The following is a 13,667-nucleotide window of genomic DNA, read 5'->3' as shown; positions in this document are numbered from 1 at the left end:
TTTTTAGTTAATTTTTACGTTCGCGTGCGGATACGATTTCCTTTGCATGTGCCTCATGTTCTGCGACAATGGCTTCTGGTGGGATATGGTTATTTTTCTTTGGAGAATTTATTCGATTGCGGTGTTTTTTACCCATCTGAAAAACCCCTTTCCAACTATGGTTTTGTATCCTTAGCTGCCATCCATGGGAATCAATCCCCTTGTGTTGGGCAAGCTATTTTTAGCTTTCCCCGGATCAATGAGTTTACTAACGGAAGATTTCCCAGCTTGGACAGATTATGGTATCATTTTATTCGAATGTCGTTAGAAAAGATGGAGGTTTTTGACAATGAGTGTACATATCAATGCAAAAGAAAATGAAATTGCGGAAACAGTCCTACTTCCAGGGGACCCATTAAGAGCGAAATATATTGCGGAAACATTTTTAGAAGATGTTAAGCTCTATAATGAAGTACGTAATATGTTTGGATATACAGGTACATACAAAGGGAAAAGAATTTCTGTGCAAGGAACAGGAATGGGTGTACCATCAATTTCGATTTATATTAATGAATTGATGAACAGCTATAATGTCCAAACACTTGTAAGGGTTGGAACTTGTGGAGCGATTCAAAAAGATGTTAAGGTACGTGATGTAATTTTGGCGATGAGCGCTTCGACTGACTCTCAAATGAATCGTTTAACATTTGGTGGTGTTGATTACGCTCCAACGGCTGATTTTGACCTTCTGTTAAAAGCTTATAATGCTGGACTTGACAAAGGCTTGAATTTAAAAGCAGGGAATGTCTTTACTGCCGATCAGTTTTACAACGATAATGCAGAACTTGAAAAGTGGGCCAAATACAATATTCTCGCAATTGAAATGGAAACGGCGGCTCTCTACACGCTTGCTTCAAAACTTGACCGTCGTGCACTATCCGTCCTTACTGTTAGTGACCACATTTTGACAGGGGAAGAAACAACAGCTGAAGAGCGTCAAACGACTTTCAATGAAATGATTGAAGTAGCATTAGAAGCTGTAATTAAAGAATAGTTTACGAAAGCCCTTTCTATTAGAGGGCTTTTTTTGTTTGAATTCATTCAGTTGGTCCCTAATGCGGTCACACCAAGGAGGGCTCGATTATTAAATCTGTTATTTTTTATATAAAAGTGTTATCCTAAAAAATAAAGGATTACTGTATTCTACATAGCGATTGAAAGTGGTGAAATAATGGACCAAGAGAAACAAAATGGTGAAAATACCGAACAAGAAGGTCCTTCTGAACAGTTGGGAGAGACTGAGACGAAGCAGAATTTTATGCAAATAAAAAAGTTTCATTTTGCGATGCTATTATTTTTTATTGTGTTTATAACAGCCGGGATTACCACCTTTGCATTAGCTTTTGGCGAGGATGATCCTGTTGTAAAAGTTATTCGTGAAAGGGAAGAATTTGCAAAATTATACGAAGCGTATGATACTTTACAGAAAAATTATTACACGGAATTAGATGAACAGCAGCTTATTGATGGTGCGATAAGTGGAATGGTAGAATCTCTAGATGATCCATATTCTGATTATATGAGTCTCGATGATGCTAAAAGCTTTCACGAAAGTATTTCGGCTTCATTTGAAGGAATAGGAGCAGAAATTCAAGAAAAGGATGGTCATATTGCCATCGTCTCACCTTTAAAGGGCTCGCCAGCTGAAAAGGCGGGTTTGCTACCAGAGGACCTCATCCTCTCTGTTGATGGCAAAAGCATTCAAGGAATGAGCACAACCGAGGCGGTTGCTTTAATCAGGGGTGAAAAAGGAACAAAGGTGAAATTAACGATTCAGCGAGGCAATGCTGAACCCACAGAGGTAACGATTACACGGGATACAATCCCGATTGAAACGGTTTATGGTGAAATGCTTGAAGATGACATTGGCAAGGTTCAAATTACAAATTTCTCAGAGCATACTCATGAGGAACTTGTAGTGATTTTAGAAGACCTGAATTCTAAAGGAATGAAAGGACTGGTCCTCGACCTTCGCCAAAACCCGGGAGGCTTGCTTGATCAGGCGATTAAGATCACAAGCATGTTCGTTCCAGAAGGCAAACTATTATTCAAGGTTGAAGATAGACAAGGAAATGTACAAGAATATCCATCGACTGGGAATAGTACCAGTGATTTCCCATTAGTGATTCTCATCGATAAGGGAAGCGCAAGTGCTTCAGAAATTTTGGCTGGTGCTGTGAGTGAATCGGCAGAAGTTCCGTTAGTTGGCCAAACAACTTTTGGTAAGGGTACGGTTCAAAGAGCTGAAAACTTTAAGGACGGTTCTAATATCAAGCTCACTACAGAGAAATGGCTGACACCAGATGGAAATTGGGTACATGAAAAAGGCGTTAAGCCTGATTATGAAGTTGAAATGCCTGATTATGCCTCACTTCCATTTATTGATCCAGAGACTGAATTGAACATTAGTGCTGCCTCTGAACAGGTAAAAGCAGCACAGACGATGCTCAAAGTACTTGGATATGACCCAGGACGTGAAGATGGCTTTTATGATGAAAAAACAAGTGAAGCTGTGAAGCAGTTCCAAAAGGATAAAGAACTTGAACAGACGGGTGTTTTAAAAGATAGCTCAACGATTGAGTTAATGTCAGCTGTTCGGAATAAGATGCTTGAGGAAGACCCACAGCTTAAAAAAGCGATTGAAGTTGTCAAAGAAGAAATGGATAAATAAAAAACTAATGCAGGCCCATTCAATGTTTTTTATTGAATGGGCCTGTTTTCAATGTATTCCAAAGTTTTTTGATCTATCTTAACCTATGGAACCGAATAGGAAGGGAAGAAAACGGAAAAACTTTTTTCGCAGACCTTTTTTGGAAGCGGTGAAATAAGAATGAAACGAATTCATTTGGCTATAATCCTTGTGCTCCTGTTGACTACTACAAATGGGCAAAATATTGAAGCAAAAAAGGTGGAAATTGAAATTCTTCCATGGAAGCAGGTAAATGAACTTCTTCCTCGATATAGCAAATTTACTGTTGAAGATCTCGAAACAGGTAAAAAGTTTAAGGTTCAACGTAGGGCCGGGAGTCGCCATGCTGATGTACAACCAATGACCGCTGAGGATACAAAAATCATGAAAGAAATTTATAATGGTAAATGGAGTTGGAAAAGGCGAGCGATTATTGTCCAATCAAATGGGAAAAGAATAGCGGCCTCTATGCATGGCATGCCTCATGGTGCAGGGGCCTTAAAGAATAATTTTCCTGGACATTTTTGCATTCACTTTTATGGTAGTACAACCCACCGGACAAACTTTATGGATTTATCCCATAAGCTAATGATACTAAAATCAGCTGATAAGCTTGATAGCTACCTAACGACAACGGATCCCTACGAGTTGGCAAATGCCTATTTAGCCGGGTTAAAGCAGCAGGATAAAAGGATTGTTTCGCAAGCTTCAGTTCAACAGCTAAATTGGAAGGACCTTCTACCTGAATTTGAGAATGTCTCCATTAGTAGAATGTCTATTTTACCTATTGAAGACATAAAAGATGAGCTTGCCTTGAATGTTCCGGTTAGCGTTATGATGCAACTGCGAGGTGTAGGGCGCAAACGTTATGATGGTACATTGAAGCTTGTCAGGCTACCTCTCGAGGAAGGCTGGAAGGTAGATTCCATCGAGTTTCTTGAAGACAATAAAATCGATTACGAAATAAAAAAAGGCTGAAACCGTCTCAGCCTTTTACTTAATTTTGTTCTCCAAATTTAACAAAGGTTCTTTCATCTTCAATAAGTCCGCATACCCCACACTGAACACGAAGTTCAGGTCCCCTGTATGGTGTATGAAAAGGATCTAGCTGATTACTGGTATATTCCTCTACGACTTCCCCTGATTGGGGGTTGAGTTTTACAGGCTGAGCTACTTGCTTAATCAGGTTGAACCTGCTTTTGTTCGTCCTACAGTTCGGACAGCGATAAGGAACATTCATTGTTATTGCCTCCTTTTTGATGTTATTCAGTATTTTTTGCATCTATTGGATGGTTTATGTAAGGCTCTTTTCTCAAACTTTGTAGCTATTGGATATAAAATATAATGGATTAAGCTTTGTTCTACTATAAACTAACCTTTATCCATGAGAAAAGAGCACTCAAATATAATTTAATGCACCAAATAGGTTATCTTGCGTTAAAATCGGTGTTAGGATTTTAACAACAATAGTTGAGAAAACAGCCTTATGTAAAGATATAATTAATTTCGGGCTAGCTGCTTATAATGCACTGGCTTTTTTATTGTTAAATCTGTGTCAGTTTTCTTCTTATAATTTTCATATTTCCAACAGAACTTTAGCAGTATAATGAAATTGGAAAGAAAGCTGCTTTTATTTTATATGAACTATACAGTTCCGTGTTCAAGGGAGTGAGAAAGATGTATCCAGTAAAAGTTTTAATTATTGATGATGAGGAGGATATGCGGGACCTCGTCCAAATTTACTTAGAAAATTCAGGATACCGATGTTATCAAGCGGCTAGTGCAACTATAGCCTATGAGGTATTAGAGAAAGAAGCTATTGATTTAGTCATCTTGGATATTATGATGCCTGAAGGAGATGGTTACGCTGTTTGCGAGACTATCCGTTCCTTTTCGCAGCTTCCAATCATTTTTTTATCAGCAAAGGGAGAAGAGTGGGACAAAGTAAAGGCTTTGCAGCTTGGCGGAGATGACTATATCGTTAAACCATTCAGTCCAGGGGAGCTTGTAGCGAGAATAGCCGCTGTCCTAAGGCGTACTTCACCAACCATTCATGAAGATAAAATTGCAAAGTATGGTAAAATATCGATTGATAAAAAAGCCCGTCGTGTAAATGTCGAGGGTGAAATGATCCCGTTAACCCTCAAAGAATATGAATTGCTAAACTTCCTTATTGAGCATTCTTCCCAGGCGCTAAGCAGGGAACAGTTGTTGGAGCATGTTTGGGGCATGGATTATATCGGTAGTTTACGAACGGTTGATACCCATATAAAGACGTTAAGGATGAAACTAGGGATAGGAGATTATATCCAAACGATTTGGGGAATTGGGTATAAATTTGAGGTTATTGGATCATGAAATTCATAGCTGACAGCTTATTAAAAAAGTTGTGGCTAACGATTACATTTGCCATATTAGTGACGATTTCCGTGTCCTTTATTTTATCTTACTTATTTTATGAAAAACTGTATGTTGACAGAATTGAAGAAGATCTTTATGAAACAGGACTTAAATTAGCAGAGGACTATCAGGGCGGACCTCTATCGGAAGAACTGAAAACATATATAAAATGGTTCAACGATAAATCGGATACGGAAGTTTTCATTGTTAAGAGTCCGTTGGAGCTTACTAGTAGTCTGCCGGTTCAAGCTAATAATGATTCGCTAATTAGTTCTGAGGAACGTGAACAGCTCTTGCAAGGGGGGATGATTTCTAAAATTGGCTTTGAAGAGTTCTTTGGACGGAAAATCATTGCGGTCATTATTCCCCTGTTAGATGAAAACCGTCTTGAAGGAATGATTTTTCTTTATGTTCCCCTTGTAAAGATTTCGGAATTAACCCGGGATTTCTCCTATCTATGGTTTTTAGGTGGAGTCTCCTTCATTGTAATAGCCCTTTCAATCGGTTATGTAGCGATTGATCGTTTGACAAGGCCACTAGTTGAGATGAAACGAGCAGCTAAAAGAGTATCTAAAGGAGACTATTCCACAAGGGTTAACATAGAATCAAAGGATGAGGTTGGCCAATTAGCAGCAGCGTTTAATCAGATGTCCGCTTCTATTCAGGAGGAGGATGAGCGTCGGCGAGATTTTTTAGCAGATGTTTCTCATGAACTTCGAACGCCAATCGCCTATGTAAGAGGTTATAGTGAAGGATTGGCTTCGGGTTATATTAAGTCACCTGAGGAGCAGGAAAAATACCTAAAACTCATCAATCGGGAAGCGGGAAGAATGGGAAAGCTTGTTTCTGACTTATTGGACTTATCAAAAATTGATGCTGGTCAAATTTCGCTTGATATCCATCCCTTGCCACTTGCCCAACTGATTGATGATTTTATTCAAAAATATTCACAGGTTTTAGTAGAAAAACAGATTGCCTTAGTTGTGGACCTTGACCCTGAAATCATTATAGATGCGGATGAAGGAAGGATTGAGCAAATACTCCAAAATATCATGGACAATGCCATCCGGTACACCGATACAGGTGGGACGATTAGCCTTAAGCTTACCAAGCATACGTATGGTGCATGCATTGAATTCGTTGATACTGGGATAGGAATTCCAGCTGAGGATTTAAAGAAAATCACGGAAAGGTTTTACCGTGTGAATAAAGCAAGGTCAAGAAGCAATGGTGGTACAGGTTTAGGGCTTGCGATAACAGAAAAGCTTGTTACCCTTCATCATGGAATTATTCAGATTGAAAGTGAGCTTGGCAAGGGAACGACCGTCCGGTTACTGTTTCGAACGATTTAATCAAAAAGGAATCAAACAAGATTGTTTGATTCCTATTCTTGTTTATACATCTCATTAGGGATCGGTGACCTCGTAATTTCAATATGGATGGGGACGCTATCCTCCTCCGTGATAATTGGAAGAACAATGGTTAATACGCCATCCTTTAGTGTTGAGCTAATTTTCTTTTTATTTACCTTTACAGGAAGTTTAATCGACTTTTCAAAGCTTCTATCAGAGCGTTCCTTTAAATAATATTGTAACTTAGGCTGTAGCGTAGCATAATTTCCCTGAATTACCAGGTTATCTTCTCTTAACGTCACAAGGACATCTTCTCCCGAGATTCCTGGCAATTCTGCTTGAATAAACAGTTGATCTTCTCTTTCAAACATATCGCATCTAGGAAATAACCCCTTTGTTTTTGTTTCTTTTGCCAAGTTGGATAAAGTTTCACCCATCTTCTCATGACCCGCAAAGGGTTGATCAGTCTGATTAAAAACCTCCTTCCAAAAGCTTTCGGCAGCATATTGTTTCGTTAAATCTAGCCAATCCTTCCATTTATCAGTTTCCATTTTAATCCTCCTTAACTTTCAACCGTCTAATTGTCTTGTATATTAATCTCTGAAATCTGTGTTTGATAACTGCGTGGTATTCGAACTTCGAGCACACCGTCCCTATGGTTGGCAACGGCTCCTTTTTTCTTTACGGCAGCAGGTAATTTTAGCGTGTGTTTTTCTCCGATTTCAGGAATATTTTCGATTATGGCCTCGTGGGAGGTATGATAAATCTTCATTTCTCTTAACCAGTGTTCATCTTTGATTGGGATTCTGATAAAAACAAAATCATGTGTTTCAAAAACGGTAGATTGAAGCCCATGAATTTCCCTAGTTGATGTGGGGGAGGCTCCTTGAAAATTGTCAGCATCTTTAAGCCATTCTTGAGGATTTAACATTCCCCCCATATTCTTTGGGAACATTTTTAAAACCATGTCTTGCACATATTTGTCAATCTCGTTTGGGTTCATGCTATTAAGCTTTTTTTTCATGTCCTCGTTAAAAGGGAGTTGGTTCCACGGGAGCATCAGATGACCTCCTTTTGGGGAATGATACCCGTTATACTTCTGCTAATCGTAATTAAGTTGTGTTATTGTATGCAATAAAAAGCCTAGTGGTTAAGAAATCCTGCACTAGGAAAATTGTTTAGCTAAGATTTGCATAAACACGGTGTTCTATTTACTATAATGGTATAAAGGAATTATAAATGTGGGGTATAAACGTGGGTAAACGAACAGCTTTTATCACAGGAGGGGCATCAGGAATTGGCAGAAGAACAGCGGTACAGCTTGCTTCAGAGGGGATCAATTTAGTGATAAATTACCGAAACAGTCAGGATAAGGCAGAAGCATTGGCAGCGGAACTTACGTCAAAGTATGGGACCAACAATCTCCCCTTAGCTGGGGATGTCTCTGATTATCAGCAGTGCTGTAAACTTGTTGAGGAGGCAAAGCAATGCTTTTCTTCGATTGATATTCTAGTTCATAATGCGGGGCCATACATCCATGAACGAAGAAGGATGGTCGACTACTCCGTAGAGGACTGGCAGTATTTGATCAATGGGAATTTAAATTCGGCTTTTTATCTCTCGAGCCTGCTTATTCCTGGCATGCGTCAAATGGATTGGGGGAGAATCATCACTGTTGGTTTTGACCGCGTTGAGAGTGCACCTGGGTGGATTTACCGTTCTGCTTTTGCAGCGGCTAAATCTGGATTGGCTTCGTTGACTAAATCGATAGCGCTTGAGGAAGCGGAATATGGGATTACAGCCAATATGGTGTGTCCGGGCGATATTGTTGGAGACTGGAAGGAAAAAGATATTGATGAGGCTGTGGAATCAATTGATGAATCGGTACCAGTAGGACGGCCAGGAACGGGCGAGGATATTGCTAGGGTGATTTCATTTTTTGCAGACGAGAAGTCAGATTATATTACCGGAAGCATCATTCCGATAACTGGCGGCAAAGATGTGCTTGGTAAGGTTCATAGGCGAGAAGGATAGATAATGAAAGTGATAATTTATTTGGAAATTGAGTTAAAAACGAAGCCAACCAGGGCGATGGTCAGTGTTAATCGCCTTGGTTGGCTTTCTCTTTTTTTTGTGATGTTTGTAGACCAGCATACATTAGGCACGTAACTTACACTATCATTTTAAGGTAATCTTTCACATATATTTTTAAAACTAGACATTTAAATGAAATTTATGTAAAAAAGAACGGCCTATTAAAAACCTGTCAACCTCTATTATTATGTAATACATGGATTATGAGGGTGTAATTAACAATGTTGGATAAATATAACTGATAACAGAAGGACATCAAATAACTATAGACAGGCCATGAAAACTAGTTAAATTTTTTAAAAAGTAATCTCAGTCTTGCATTACTAAATAGGATTAGATCTGTATAAAGGAAATTTCTCCCTAAAATATTACAAAAATTGAATGCTATCATTAAAGGGCAAGACAGCATGAACATTTCTAGGGAGGAATTCATCAATGAAAAAGAAAATGCTCGTAAGCGTTGCAGCAACAGCAGCTTTGCTTTTTGGTACTCCGGGTGCAAATGAAGCAGATGCGGCAAGTCCATATTATCAAGTGGAGAAAAAAGTTTATGTATACCAGACAGGCACATATGACTTTAATCAAGTTAATAGTTATCTACAAAAATACTTAAAAGACTACCAATTAAACTGGAATCGTTATATTGCAAAGCAGCCTACTATTCAAGAGCCTAAACAACCAACGGAGGAGGTTATACAGGAACAACAGCCTGTTCAAACTCCCCAACAGTCTGCACCACCGGTAGAAGAACCAACTGCAGAACAGCCGGCTACACCAGTTCAAGAACAGCCAGTCCAACAGCCAACAGCACCTGTTCAAGAGCAACCAGCTCAACAAACAGAGACAGCTCCTAAGGCTTCCCAGGTAAGTGCCTACGAGCAAAAAGTAGTGGATTTAACGAACCAGGAACGAGCGAAGCAAGGTCTCGCTGCATTAAAGTTAGATACAGAATTAAGTAAAGTAGCGAGAACAAAGTCGCTTGATATGAAAGACAGCAAGTACTTCAGCCATACTAGCCCGACATTCGGATCACCGTTTGATATGATGAAACAGTTTGGCATCAGCTACCGTGCTGCTGGCGAAAACATCGCAATGGGCCAACGTACACCAGAAGAGGTCGTAAATGCTTGGATGAATAGCGAAGGCCACCGCAAAAATATCCTAAATAGCTCCTTTACTCACATCGGAGTAGGTCATATAGCCGAAGGAAACTATTGGACACAAATGTTTATAGGGAAATAATGTAAGGTGCCAGGCACCATCCAGTTTTTGGATGCCTGGCCTCTATTCTTATACTTTGTTGTTTTTGGAATAAAGTAGAACGACTTAAGCATTGTTACAGAGCAGCATCATGGCTATTTACATATGAAAAAAGAGCTTGCAAACTTACTAAAACGTACAAATTAGCTTATTTTACGCTAAAATTGGCTTTAGGATTTTAACAACAATCCTTTCTGAAAAAGTCTTTTGCTTTAAATGGTGGAAAATAGTGTTTAAAAAGGGGGGAAGAATGATACCCTAATGGGAGAAATGTAAAGAATAGCGGGTGAAGAGGATGTATAAATTGTATACCCATAATGACCTTGATGGGATTGGGTGTGGCATTGTAGCGAAACTGGCTTTTGCTGATAAGGTTGAGGTTCGGTATAACTCGGTAATGGGGTTGGATCACCAAATCGAACGGCTTTTTGAACATGAGAAGAAGTTAGAGGAGTTCCATTTATTTATTACGGACTTATCCATTAATGAAGAAAACACGAAAAGGGTGGAGCAGCTACATAAGCGTGGAGGAAAGGTAAATTTTATTGACCATCATAAGACAGCGCTCCATTTTAATGAGTACAGCTGGGGGACTGTTCAGGTGGAATATGAGGATGGTAGGCTTACTTCGGCCACTTCCTTGTTGTATGAGCATTTGCTTGAGAATGAATGGATACATAAAACGAAGGCCTTGGATGAATTTGTCGAGCTTGTCCGCCAATATGATACCTGGGAATGGGACCAAAACGACAATATTAAAGCAAAGCATTTAAATGATTTATTTTTTATGTTTTCACTGGATGAATTTGAAGAAAAGATGATTGAACGTTTAACGTCACAGCAAGATTCCTTTAATTTTGATGATTTTGAGCAAAAGCTGTTATCAATGGAAGAGGACAAAATTGAGCGCTATGTCCGAAGAAAAAAGCGCGAGACATATCAAACGTTTATCAATGAGCTTTGTGCTGGGATTGTCCATGCTGAATCTTACCATTCTGAGCTAGGAAACGAGCTAGGGAAAGAATATCCGCATTTGGACTACATTGCGATTTTGAACGTTGGTGGAAAAAAGATAAGCTTTCGAACCATTCATGACGATGTGGACGTATCAGCCGTCGCTGGTCAGTTCGGAGGCGGAGGTCATGCAAAAGCCTCGGGATGCTCGATGGGAAAAGACGCGTTCGATTTATACGTTCAGGAAGTCTATCCATTAGATCCAATCCGACAAGATGCCTTTCGAAACCGATACAACCTTAAGGAATCACCAAAAGGTACTTTATATGATAGTCGGCAGGGGGATAAATTCTTCGTTGCCCCAATGGAGGATGGCAAGTGGAGCATTGAGGTCAAAAACGGTATTCTCGAAGAGAGCTTTAGTCAGTTTCAGGAAGCTGAAAATCATATAAAAAGAAACTTCGGCGCCTCTCTATCTCGGGATGATGTTTATGTTAAATATTTAGTCGATTTTTATCTAAAAGAAAAAAAATAAAAAAAGCGGGAGCCCCCACATGATCTTGGATGGGGTGCTCCTGCTTTTATGCTTCCAATAGCTGTGATTCGTCAACAGTCTGGTTCACTTCACGACGGATATATAGTGTGTATTGATCTTTAGGAATTTCATATAAATCGTAAATATCGCCATTCGCGTTTAATTGGTTATAAATGGACGGTCTCGTTTCGTTTGCTTTGACAACGTAAGGAAGTTTCTCAGCAGCTTTAATGGAGCGGATATTTTCTTTCCGGATACGCATAAAAATTGTTTCAATTCCGCGCTCATAAAAAGCTTCTTGGAAAAAGGCATCTTTCGCTGGTGCATTATAGCCTTTTCCGTGATAAGGTTTGCCAATCCATGTTCCGAGGAATCCAGCCCCATCTTGAATATCAAATAAATTAATTGTCCCTATTGGGGCTCCCCAATCATCAAGAATGGTTCTCGAAATAAGTTCTCCTCGGTCTTCAGCTTCGATGGTTTGCTTTGTGACGAACACAAATTCATCGTAAGAATAAGCCTTTTGACGTACAAAAGGGAAGACATCTGGATGCGACATAAGCTCGAAAAGAACGTGAGAATCCTGAAGATCTCTTTTCTTGAGCATGTTTGTATCCCTCCTATTTGCAGGGCAGATTCCAACCATGTCAAACAGACATGGCCCACCCTCGAAATTTTTTGTAAAATTGCTAAAAAATTTCGGGGTGGGAATCGAACCCACTAGAACCAGGATACTGGTGGCGCACCATTTGCCTTCCCTTATTACATATCCGATATGAACTTTTCGGTTAAACAATTTCCATAGAAATCATACTAAAAAAATGCGCAAAAGGAAATAGTTTTTTTGCCCGATTTTTCGCCTTTTTTTCCCAAATTACTTCAGATAATTCTAAAAAATTCCTGTGTATTGGAGTGCCAATACGGTTAACCCTAAAATCCACACATATACAGCGAATATTTTCAAGGATTTTGTCTGGAGGAAATTAATCATCCAAACAACGGCTACATAACCACAAAGGGCAGAAGCGACTGTGGCCACCATTAAGCTACCCAGCGAAACGGCCTCTGTTCCACCTGAAAACAATTCTGGAAGCTTATATACGACCCCGCCTGCAATCGCTGGAATCGACAATAGAAAGGAAAAATATGCGGCTGTTTCGCGATCTAATTTTCTAAACAGAGCAGCTGCGATTGTTAGGCCGGACCGGGACAACGCAGGCATGATTGCTGCCGATTGAAAGACCCCAATGAATAATGCATCTCCATAAGTGATTTCATGCATTTTTTTGCGGCCTCTTCTAATTCCATCCGCCATCCAAAGGATCAAACCGGTAACAAGGAACTCCCAGCCAATTGTAAGTCCACTCTTTGAGATTGAATCAAAGAAGTCATCGAAGAGGACCCCGACGATAACAGCAGGAATCGTTCCGATAACGAGTAGCTTTGCAGTCCTCCCTAGTGGATGTTTAATCACATCGAGAAGTTCATCCTTATAAATCACAAGGACAGCTAATAATGTACCCATGTGAAGCATTGTATCAAGAAATAGACCAGCTTCGTCTAGTCCAAAGAGATGCCGCCCAAGATATAGATGGCCAGTACTTGAGATGGGCAAGAACTCGGTAAATCCTTGAATGATCCCGAGAATAAACGCTTCAATTTTTGACATCATTTCCATAACTATCACCTCATAGAAGTTGCTTGTACTACAAATGTATTCACGTAGTCCAAAACAAGAACTTCTCATCCTGTAGTTGCGGAATATACTTACATGATGAAACATTTAGATGGTACATTCGTAGGATAAGGAGAAGGCTGGCAAAGGGGGGAGAATTGATATGCCGAGCAATGAAGAAAGGCTTCTGGCTGCTGCGATTTATGCGATTAGTTTTTTCACCGTCTTTATTGGTCCGCTAGTCATTTGGATTGTAAAAAAGAATGATTCAAGCTTTATCGATTATCACGGACGAGAATATTTTAATTTTCTAATAACCTATGCTGTCTATGGCCTTATTAGTGGAATTTTAATGGTTGTTCTTGTTGGTTTTCTTTTGCTACCAATCGTCGGCATCCTTGGCGTTGTTTTTACCCTTATTGGAGCAGTTAAAGCATATGAAGGGGATGAATATCGAATCCCGTTCATCTTCCGAATCTTATAAGAGAGACCGGGCCTGTGTTCTAAGAGGGCACTGAAAAGCCTTCGGGTTTTTGAAAAAGTAATTTCTTCAATCAAAAAACGACTCTAAAATTCAAAACCTGATTTAGAGTCGTTTTTTTGTTAATTTTTAAACTCAACCTAATTAAAGACACTGTTGATTGGAGTGGAAGGCGGCGAAGACTCCTG

At 39.6% G+C, this 13,667-nt stretch carries 16 protein-coding genes; 10 read left to right on the top strand and 6 right to left on the bottom strand.

The window, feature by feature from the left end; translation table 11 throughout:
• Positions 1 to 7: 7 nt before the first annotated feature.
• On the bottom strand, positions 8 to 136 hold the full coding sequence (locus BMX30_RS24165; RefSeq protein WP_090749875.1) for a hypothetical protein: 129 nt from the start codon (positions 134 to 136) through the stop codon (positions 8 to 10).
• Positions 137 to 328: 192 nt separating this feature from the next.
• Here BMX30_RS24165 and deoD point away from each other — a divergent pair, with 192 nt between their 5' ends.
• The 3 genes from deoD to BMX30_RS20570 all read left to right on the top strand — a co-directional run bounded on the left by deoD (position 329) and on the right by BMX30_RS20570 (position 3,706).
• A complete protein-coding gene (gene deoD / locus BMX30_RS20580; protein WP_090749873.1) occupies positions 329 to 1,033 on the top strand; it encodes a purine-nucleoside phosphorylase in 705 nt (234 codons plus the stop codon).
• A 177-nt stretch (positions 1,034 to 1,210) separates the two neighbouring features.
• Positions 1,211 to 2,710, top strand: coding sequence for a lmo1851 family serine protease (locus tag BMX30_RS20575; RefSeq protein WP_090749870.1), 1,500 nt, complete (start codon positions 1,211 to 1,213; stop codon positions 2,708 to 2,710).
• 159 nt (positions 2,711 to 2,869) lie between these two features.
• A complete protein-coding gene (locus BMX30_RS20570; protein ID WP_090749868.1) occupies positions 2,870 to 3,706 on the top strand; it encodes a hypothetical protein in 837 nt (278 codons plus the stop codon).
• Positions 3,707 to 3,725: 19 nt separating this feature from the next.
• Here BMX30_RS20570 and BMX30_RS20565 read toward each other — a convergent pair whose 3' ends face one another.
• Positions 3,726 to 3,968: a DNA alkylation repair protein gene (locus BMX30_RS20565; RefSeq protein ID WP_090749863.1), complete on the bottom strand. Its 243-nt coding sequence runs from the start codon at positions 3,966 to 3,968 to the stop codon at positions 3,726 to 3,728.
• Positions 3,969 to 4,405: 437 nt separating this feature from the next.
• On the opposite strand from BMX30_RS20565, the gene BMX30_RS20560 reads away from it, so the two are divergent.
• Positions 4,406 to 5,086, top strand: coding sequence for a response regulator transcription factor (locus tag BMX30_RS20560; RefSeq protein WP_090749861.1), 681 nt, complete (start codon positions 4,406 to 4,408; stop codon positions 5,084 to 5,086).
• Positions 5,083 to 6,480 carry a sensor histidine kinase gene (locus BMX30_RS20555; protein WP_090749853.1) on the top strand — a complete coding sequence of 466 codons (1,398 nt, stop codon included), beginning with the start codon at positions 5,083 to 5,085 and terminating at the stop codon, positions 6,478 to 6,480. The genes BMX30_RS20560 and BMX30_RS20555 overlap by 4 nt, the downstream gene beginning before the upstream one ends.
• A gap of 32 nt (positions 6,481 to 6,512) precedes the next feature.
• Here the strand turns inward: BMX30_RS20555 and BMX30_RS20550 are convergent, their stop codons facing one another.
• Both BMX30_RS20550 and BMX30_RS20545 read right to left on the bottom strand, forming a co-directional pair.
• The gene (locus tag BMX30_RS20550; RefSeq protein ID WP_090749852.1) at positions 6,513 to 7,031 is read right to left on the bottom strand and encodes an Hsp20/alpha crystallin family protein; all 519 of its coding nucleotides are present in this window, start codon (positions 7,029 to 7,031) and stop codon (positions 6,513 to 6,515) included.
• Positions 7,032 to 7,057: 26 nt separating this feature from the next.
• Complete coding sequence (locus tag BMX30_RS20545) at positions 7,058 to 7,540, bottom strand: Hsp20/alpha crystallin family protein (protein ID WP_090749851.1); 483 nt, start codon at positions 7,538 to 7,540, stop codon at positions 7,058 to 7,060.
• Between the two features lie 194 nt (positions 7,541 to 7,734).
• On the opposite strand from BMX30_RS20545, the gene BMX30_RS20540 reads away from it, so the two are divergent.
• The 4 genes from BMX30_RS20540 (at position 7,735) to BMX30_RS20530 (ending at position 11,323) form a co-directional block, all read left to right on the top strand.
• A complete protein-coding gene (locus BMX30_RS20540) occupies positions 7,735 to 8,514 on the top strand; it encodes an SDR family oxidoreductase (RefSeq protein ID WP_090749850.1) in 780 nt (259 codons plus the stop codon).
• A 3-nt stretch (positions 8,515 to 8,517) separates the two neighbouring features.
• Positions 8,518 to 8,649: a hypothetical protein gene (locus BMX30_RS24160; RefSeq protein ID WP_280139996.1), complete on the top strand. Its 132-nt coding sequence runs from the start codon at positions 8,518 to 8,520 to the stop codon at positions 8,647 to 8,649.
• Positions 8,650 to 9,009: 360 nt separating this feature from the next.
• Complete coding sequence (locus BMX30_RS20535; protein ID WP_090749843.1) at positions 9,010 to 9,816, top strand: CAP domain-containing protein; 807 nt, start codon at positions 9,010 to 9,012, stop codon at positions 9,814 to 9,816.
• 313 nt (positions 9,817 to 10,129) lie between these two features.
• Complete coding sequence (locus BMX30_RS20530; RefSeq protein WP_090749841.1) at positions 10,130 to 11,323, top strand: DHH family phosphoesterase; 1,194 nt, start codon at positions 10,130 to 10,132, stop codon at positions 11,321 to 11,323.
• Between the two features lie 46 nt (positions 11,324 to 11,369).
• Here the strand turns inward: BMX30_RS20530 and BMX30_RS20525 are convergent, their stop codons facing one another.
• Both BMX30_RS20525 and BMX30_RS20520 read right to left on the bottom strand, forming a co-directional pair.
• Positions 11,370 to 11,930 carry a GNAT family N-acetyltransferase gene (locus BMX30_RS20525; protein ID WP_090749839.1) on the bottom strand — a complete coding sequence of 187 codons (561 nt, stop codon included), beginning with the start codon at positions 11,928 to 11,930 and terminating at the stop codon, positions 11,370 to 11,372.
• A 282-nt stretch (positions 11,931 to 12,212) separates the two neighbouring features.
• Entirely contained in the window at positions 12,213 to 12,992 is a 780-nt protein-coding gene (locus BMX30_RS20520) for an undecaprenyl-diphosphate phosphatase (RefSeq protein WP_090749950.1), read from the bottom strand.
• Positions 12,993 to 13,161: 169 nt separating this feature from the next.
• On the opposite strand from BMX30_RS20520, the gene BMX30_RS20515 reads away from it, so the two are divergent.
• Positions 13,162 to 13,482: a DUF4870 domain-containing protein gene (locus BMX30_RS20515; RefSeq protein WP_090749837.1), complete on the top strand. Its 321-nt coding sequence runs from the start codon at positions 13,162 to 13,164 to the stop codon at positions 13,480 to 13,482.
• The last annotated feature ends 185 nt before the right edge of the window (positions 13,483 to 13,667 follow it).

Source organism: Mesobacillus persicus, assembly GCF_900109925.1.
GTDB classification, from domain to species: Bacteria; Bacillota; Bacilli; order Bacillales; family Cytobacillaceae; genus Mesobacillus_B; species Mesobacillus_B persicus.
This window is presented reverse-complemented; position numbering and strand designations above follow the sequence as displayed.

What these genes read in the sequence shown, in the direction of transcription:
- BMX30_RS24165 (WP_090749875.1), bottom strand. Translation starts at nt 136, where the DNA reads ATGGGTAAAAAACACCGCAATCGAATAAATTCTCCAAAGAAAAATAAC.
- deoD (WP_090749873.1), top strand. Translation starts at nt 329, where the DNA reads ATGAGTGTACATATCAATGCAAAAGAAAATGAAATTGCGGAAACAGTC.
- BMX30_RS20575 (WP_090749870.1), top strand. Translation starts at nt 1,211, where the DNA reads ATGGACCAAGAGAAACAAAATGGTGAAAATACCGAACAAGAAGGTCCT.
- BMX30_RS20570 (WP_090749868.1), top strand. Translation starts at nt 2,870, where the DNA reads ATGAAACGAATTCATTTGGCTATAATCCTTGTGCTCCTGTTGACTACT.
- BMX30_RS20565 (WP_090749863.1), bottom strand. Translation starts at nt 3,968, where the DNA reads ATGAATGTTCCTTATCGCTGTCCGAACTGTAGGACGAACAAAAGCAGG.
- BMX30_RS20560 (WP_090749861.1), top strand. Translation starts at nt 4,406, where the DNA reads ATGTATCCAGTAAAAGTTTTAATTATTGATGATGAGGAGGATATGCGG.
- BMX30_RS20555 (WP_090749853.1), top strand. Translation starts at nt 5,083, where the DNA reads ATGAAATTCATAGCTGACAGCTTATTAAAAAAGTTGTGGCTAACGATT.
- BMX30_RS20550 (WP_090749852.1), bottom strand. Translation starts at nt 7,031, where the DNA reads ATGGAAACTGATAAATGGAAGGATTGGCTAGATTTAACGAAACAATAT.
- BMX30_RS20545 (WP_090749851.1), bottom strand. Translation starts at nt 7,540, where the DNA reads ATGCTCCCGTGGAACCAACTCCCTTTTAACGAGGACATGAAAAAAAAG.
- BMX30_RS24160 (WP_280139996.1), top strand. Translation starts at nt 8,518, where the DNA reads ATGAAAGTGATAATTTATTTGGAAATTGAGTTAAAAACGAAGCCAACC.
- BMX30_RS20535 (WP_090749843.1), top strand. Translation starts at nt 9,010, where the DNA reads ATGAAAAAGAAAATGCTCGTAAGCGTTGCAGCAACAGCAGCTTTGCTT.
- BMX30_RS20530 (WP_090749841.1), top strand. Translation starts at nt 10,130, where the DNA reads ATGTATAAATTGTATACCCATAATGACCTTGATGGGATTGGGTGTGGC.
- BMX30_RS20525 (WP_090749839.1), bottom strand. Translation starts at nt 11,930, where the DNA reads ATGCTCAAGAAAAGAGATCTTCAGGATTCTCACGTTCTTTTCGAGCTT.
- BMX30_RS20520 (WP_090749950.1), bottom strand. Translation starts at nt 12,992, where the DNA reads ATGTCAAAAATTGAAGCGTTTATTCTCGGGATCATTCAAGGATTTACC.
- BMX30_RS20515 (WP_090749837.1), top strand. Translation starts at nt 13,162, where the DNA reads ATGCCGAGCAATGAAGAAAGGCTTCTGGCTGCTGCGATTTATGCGATT.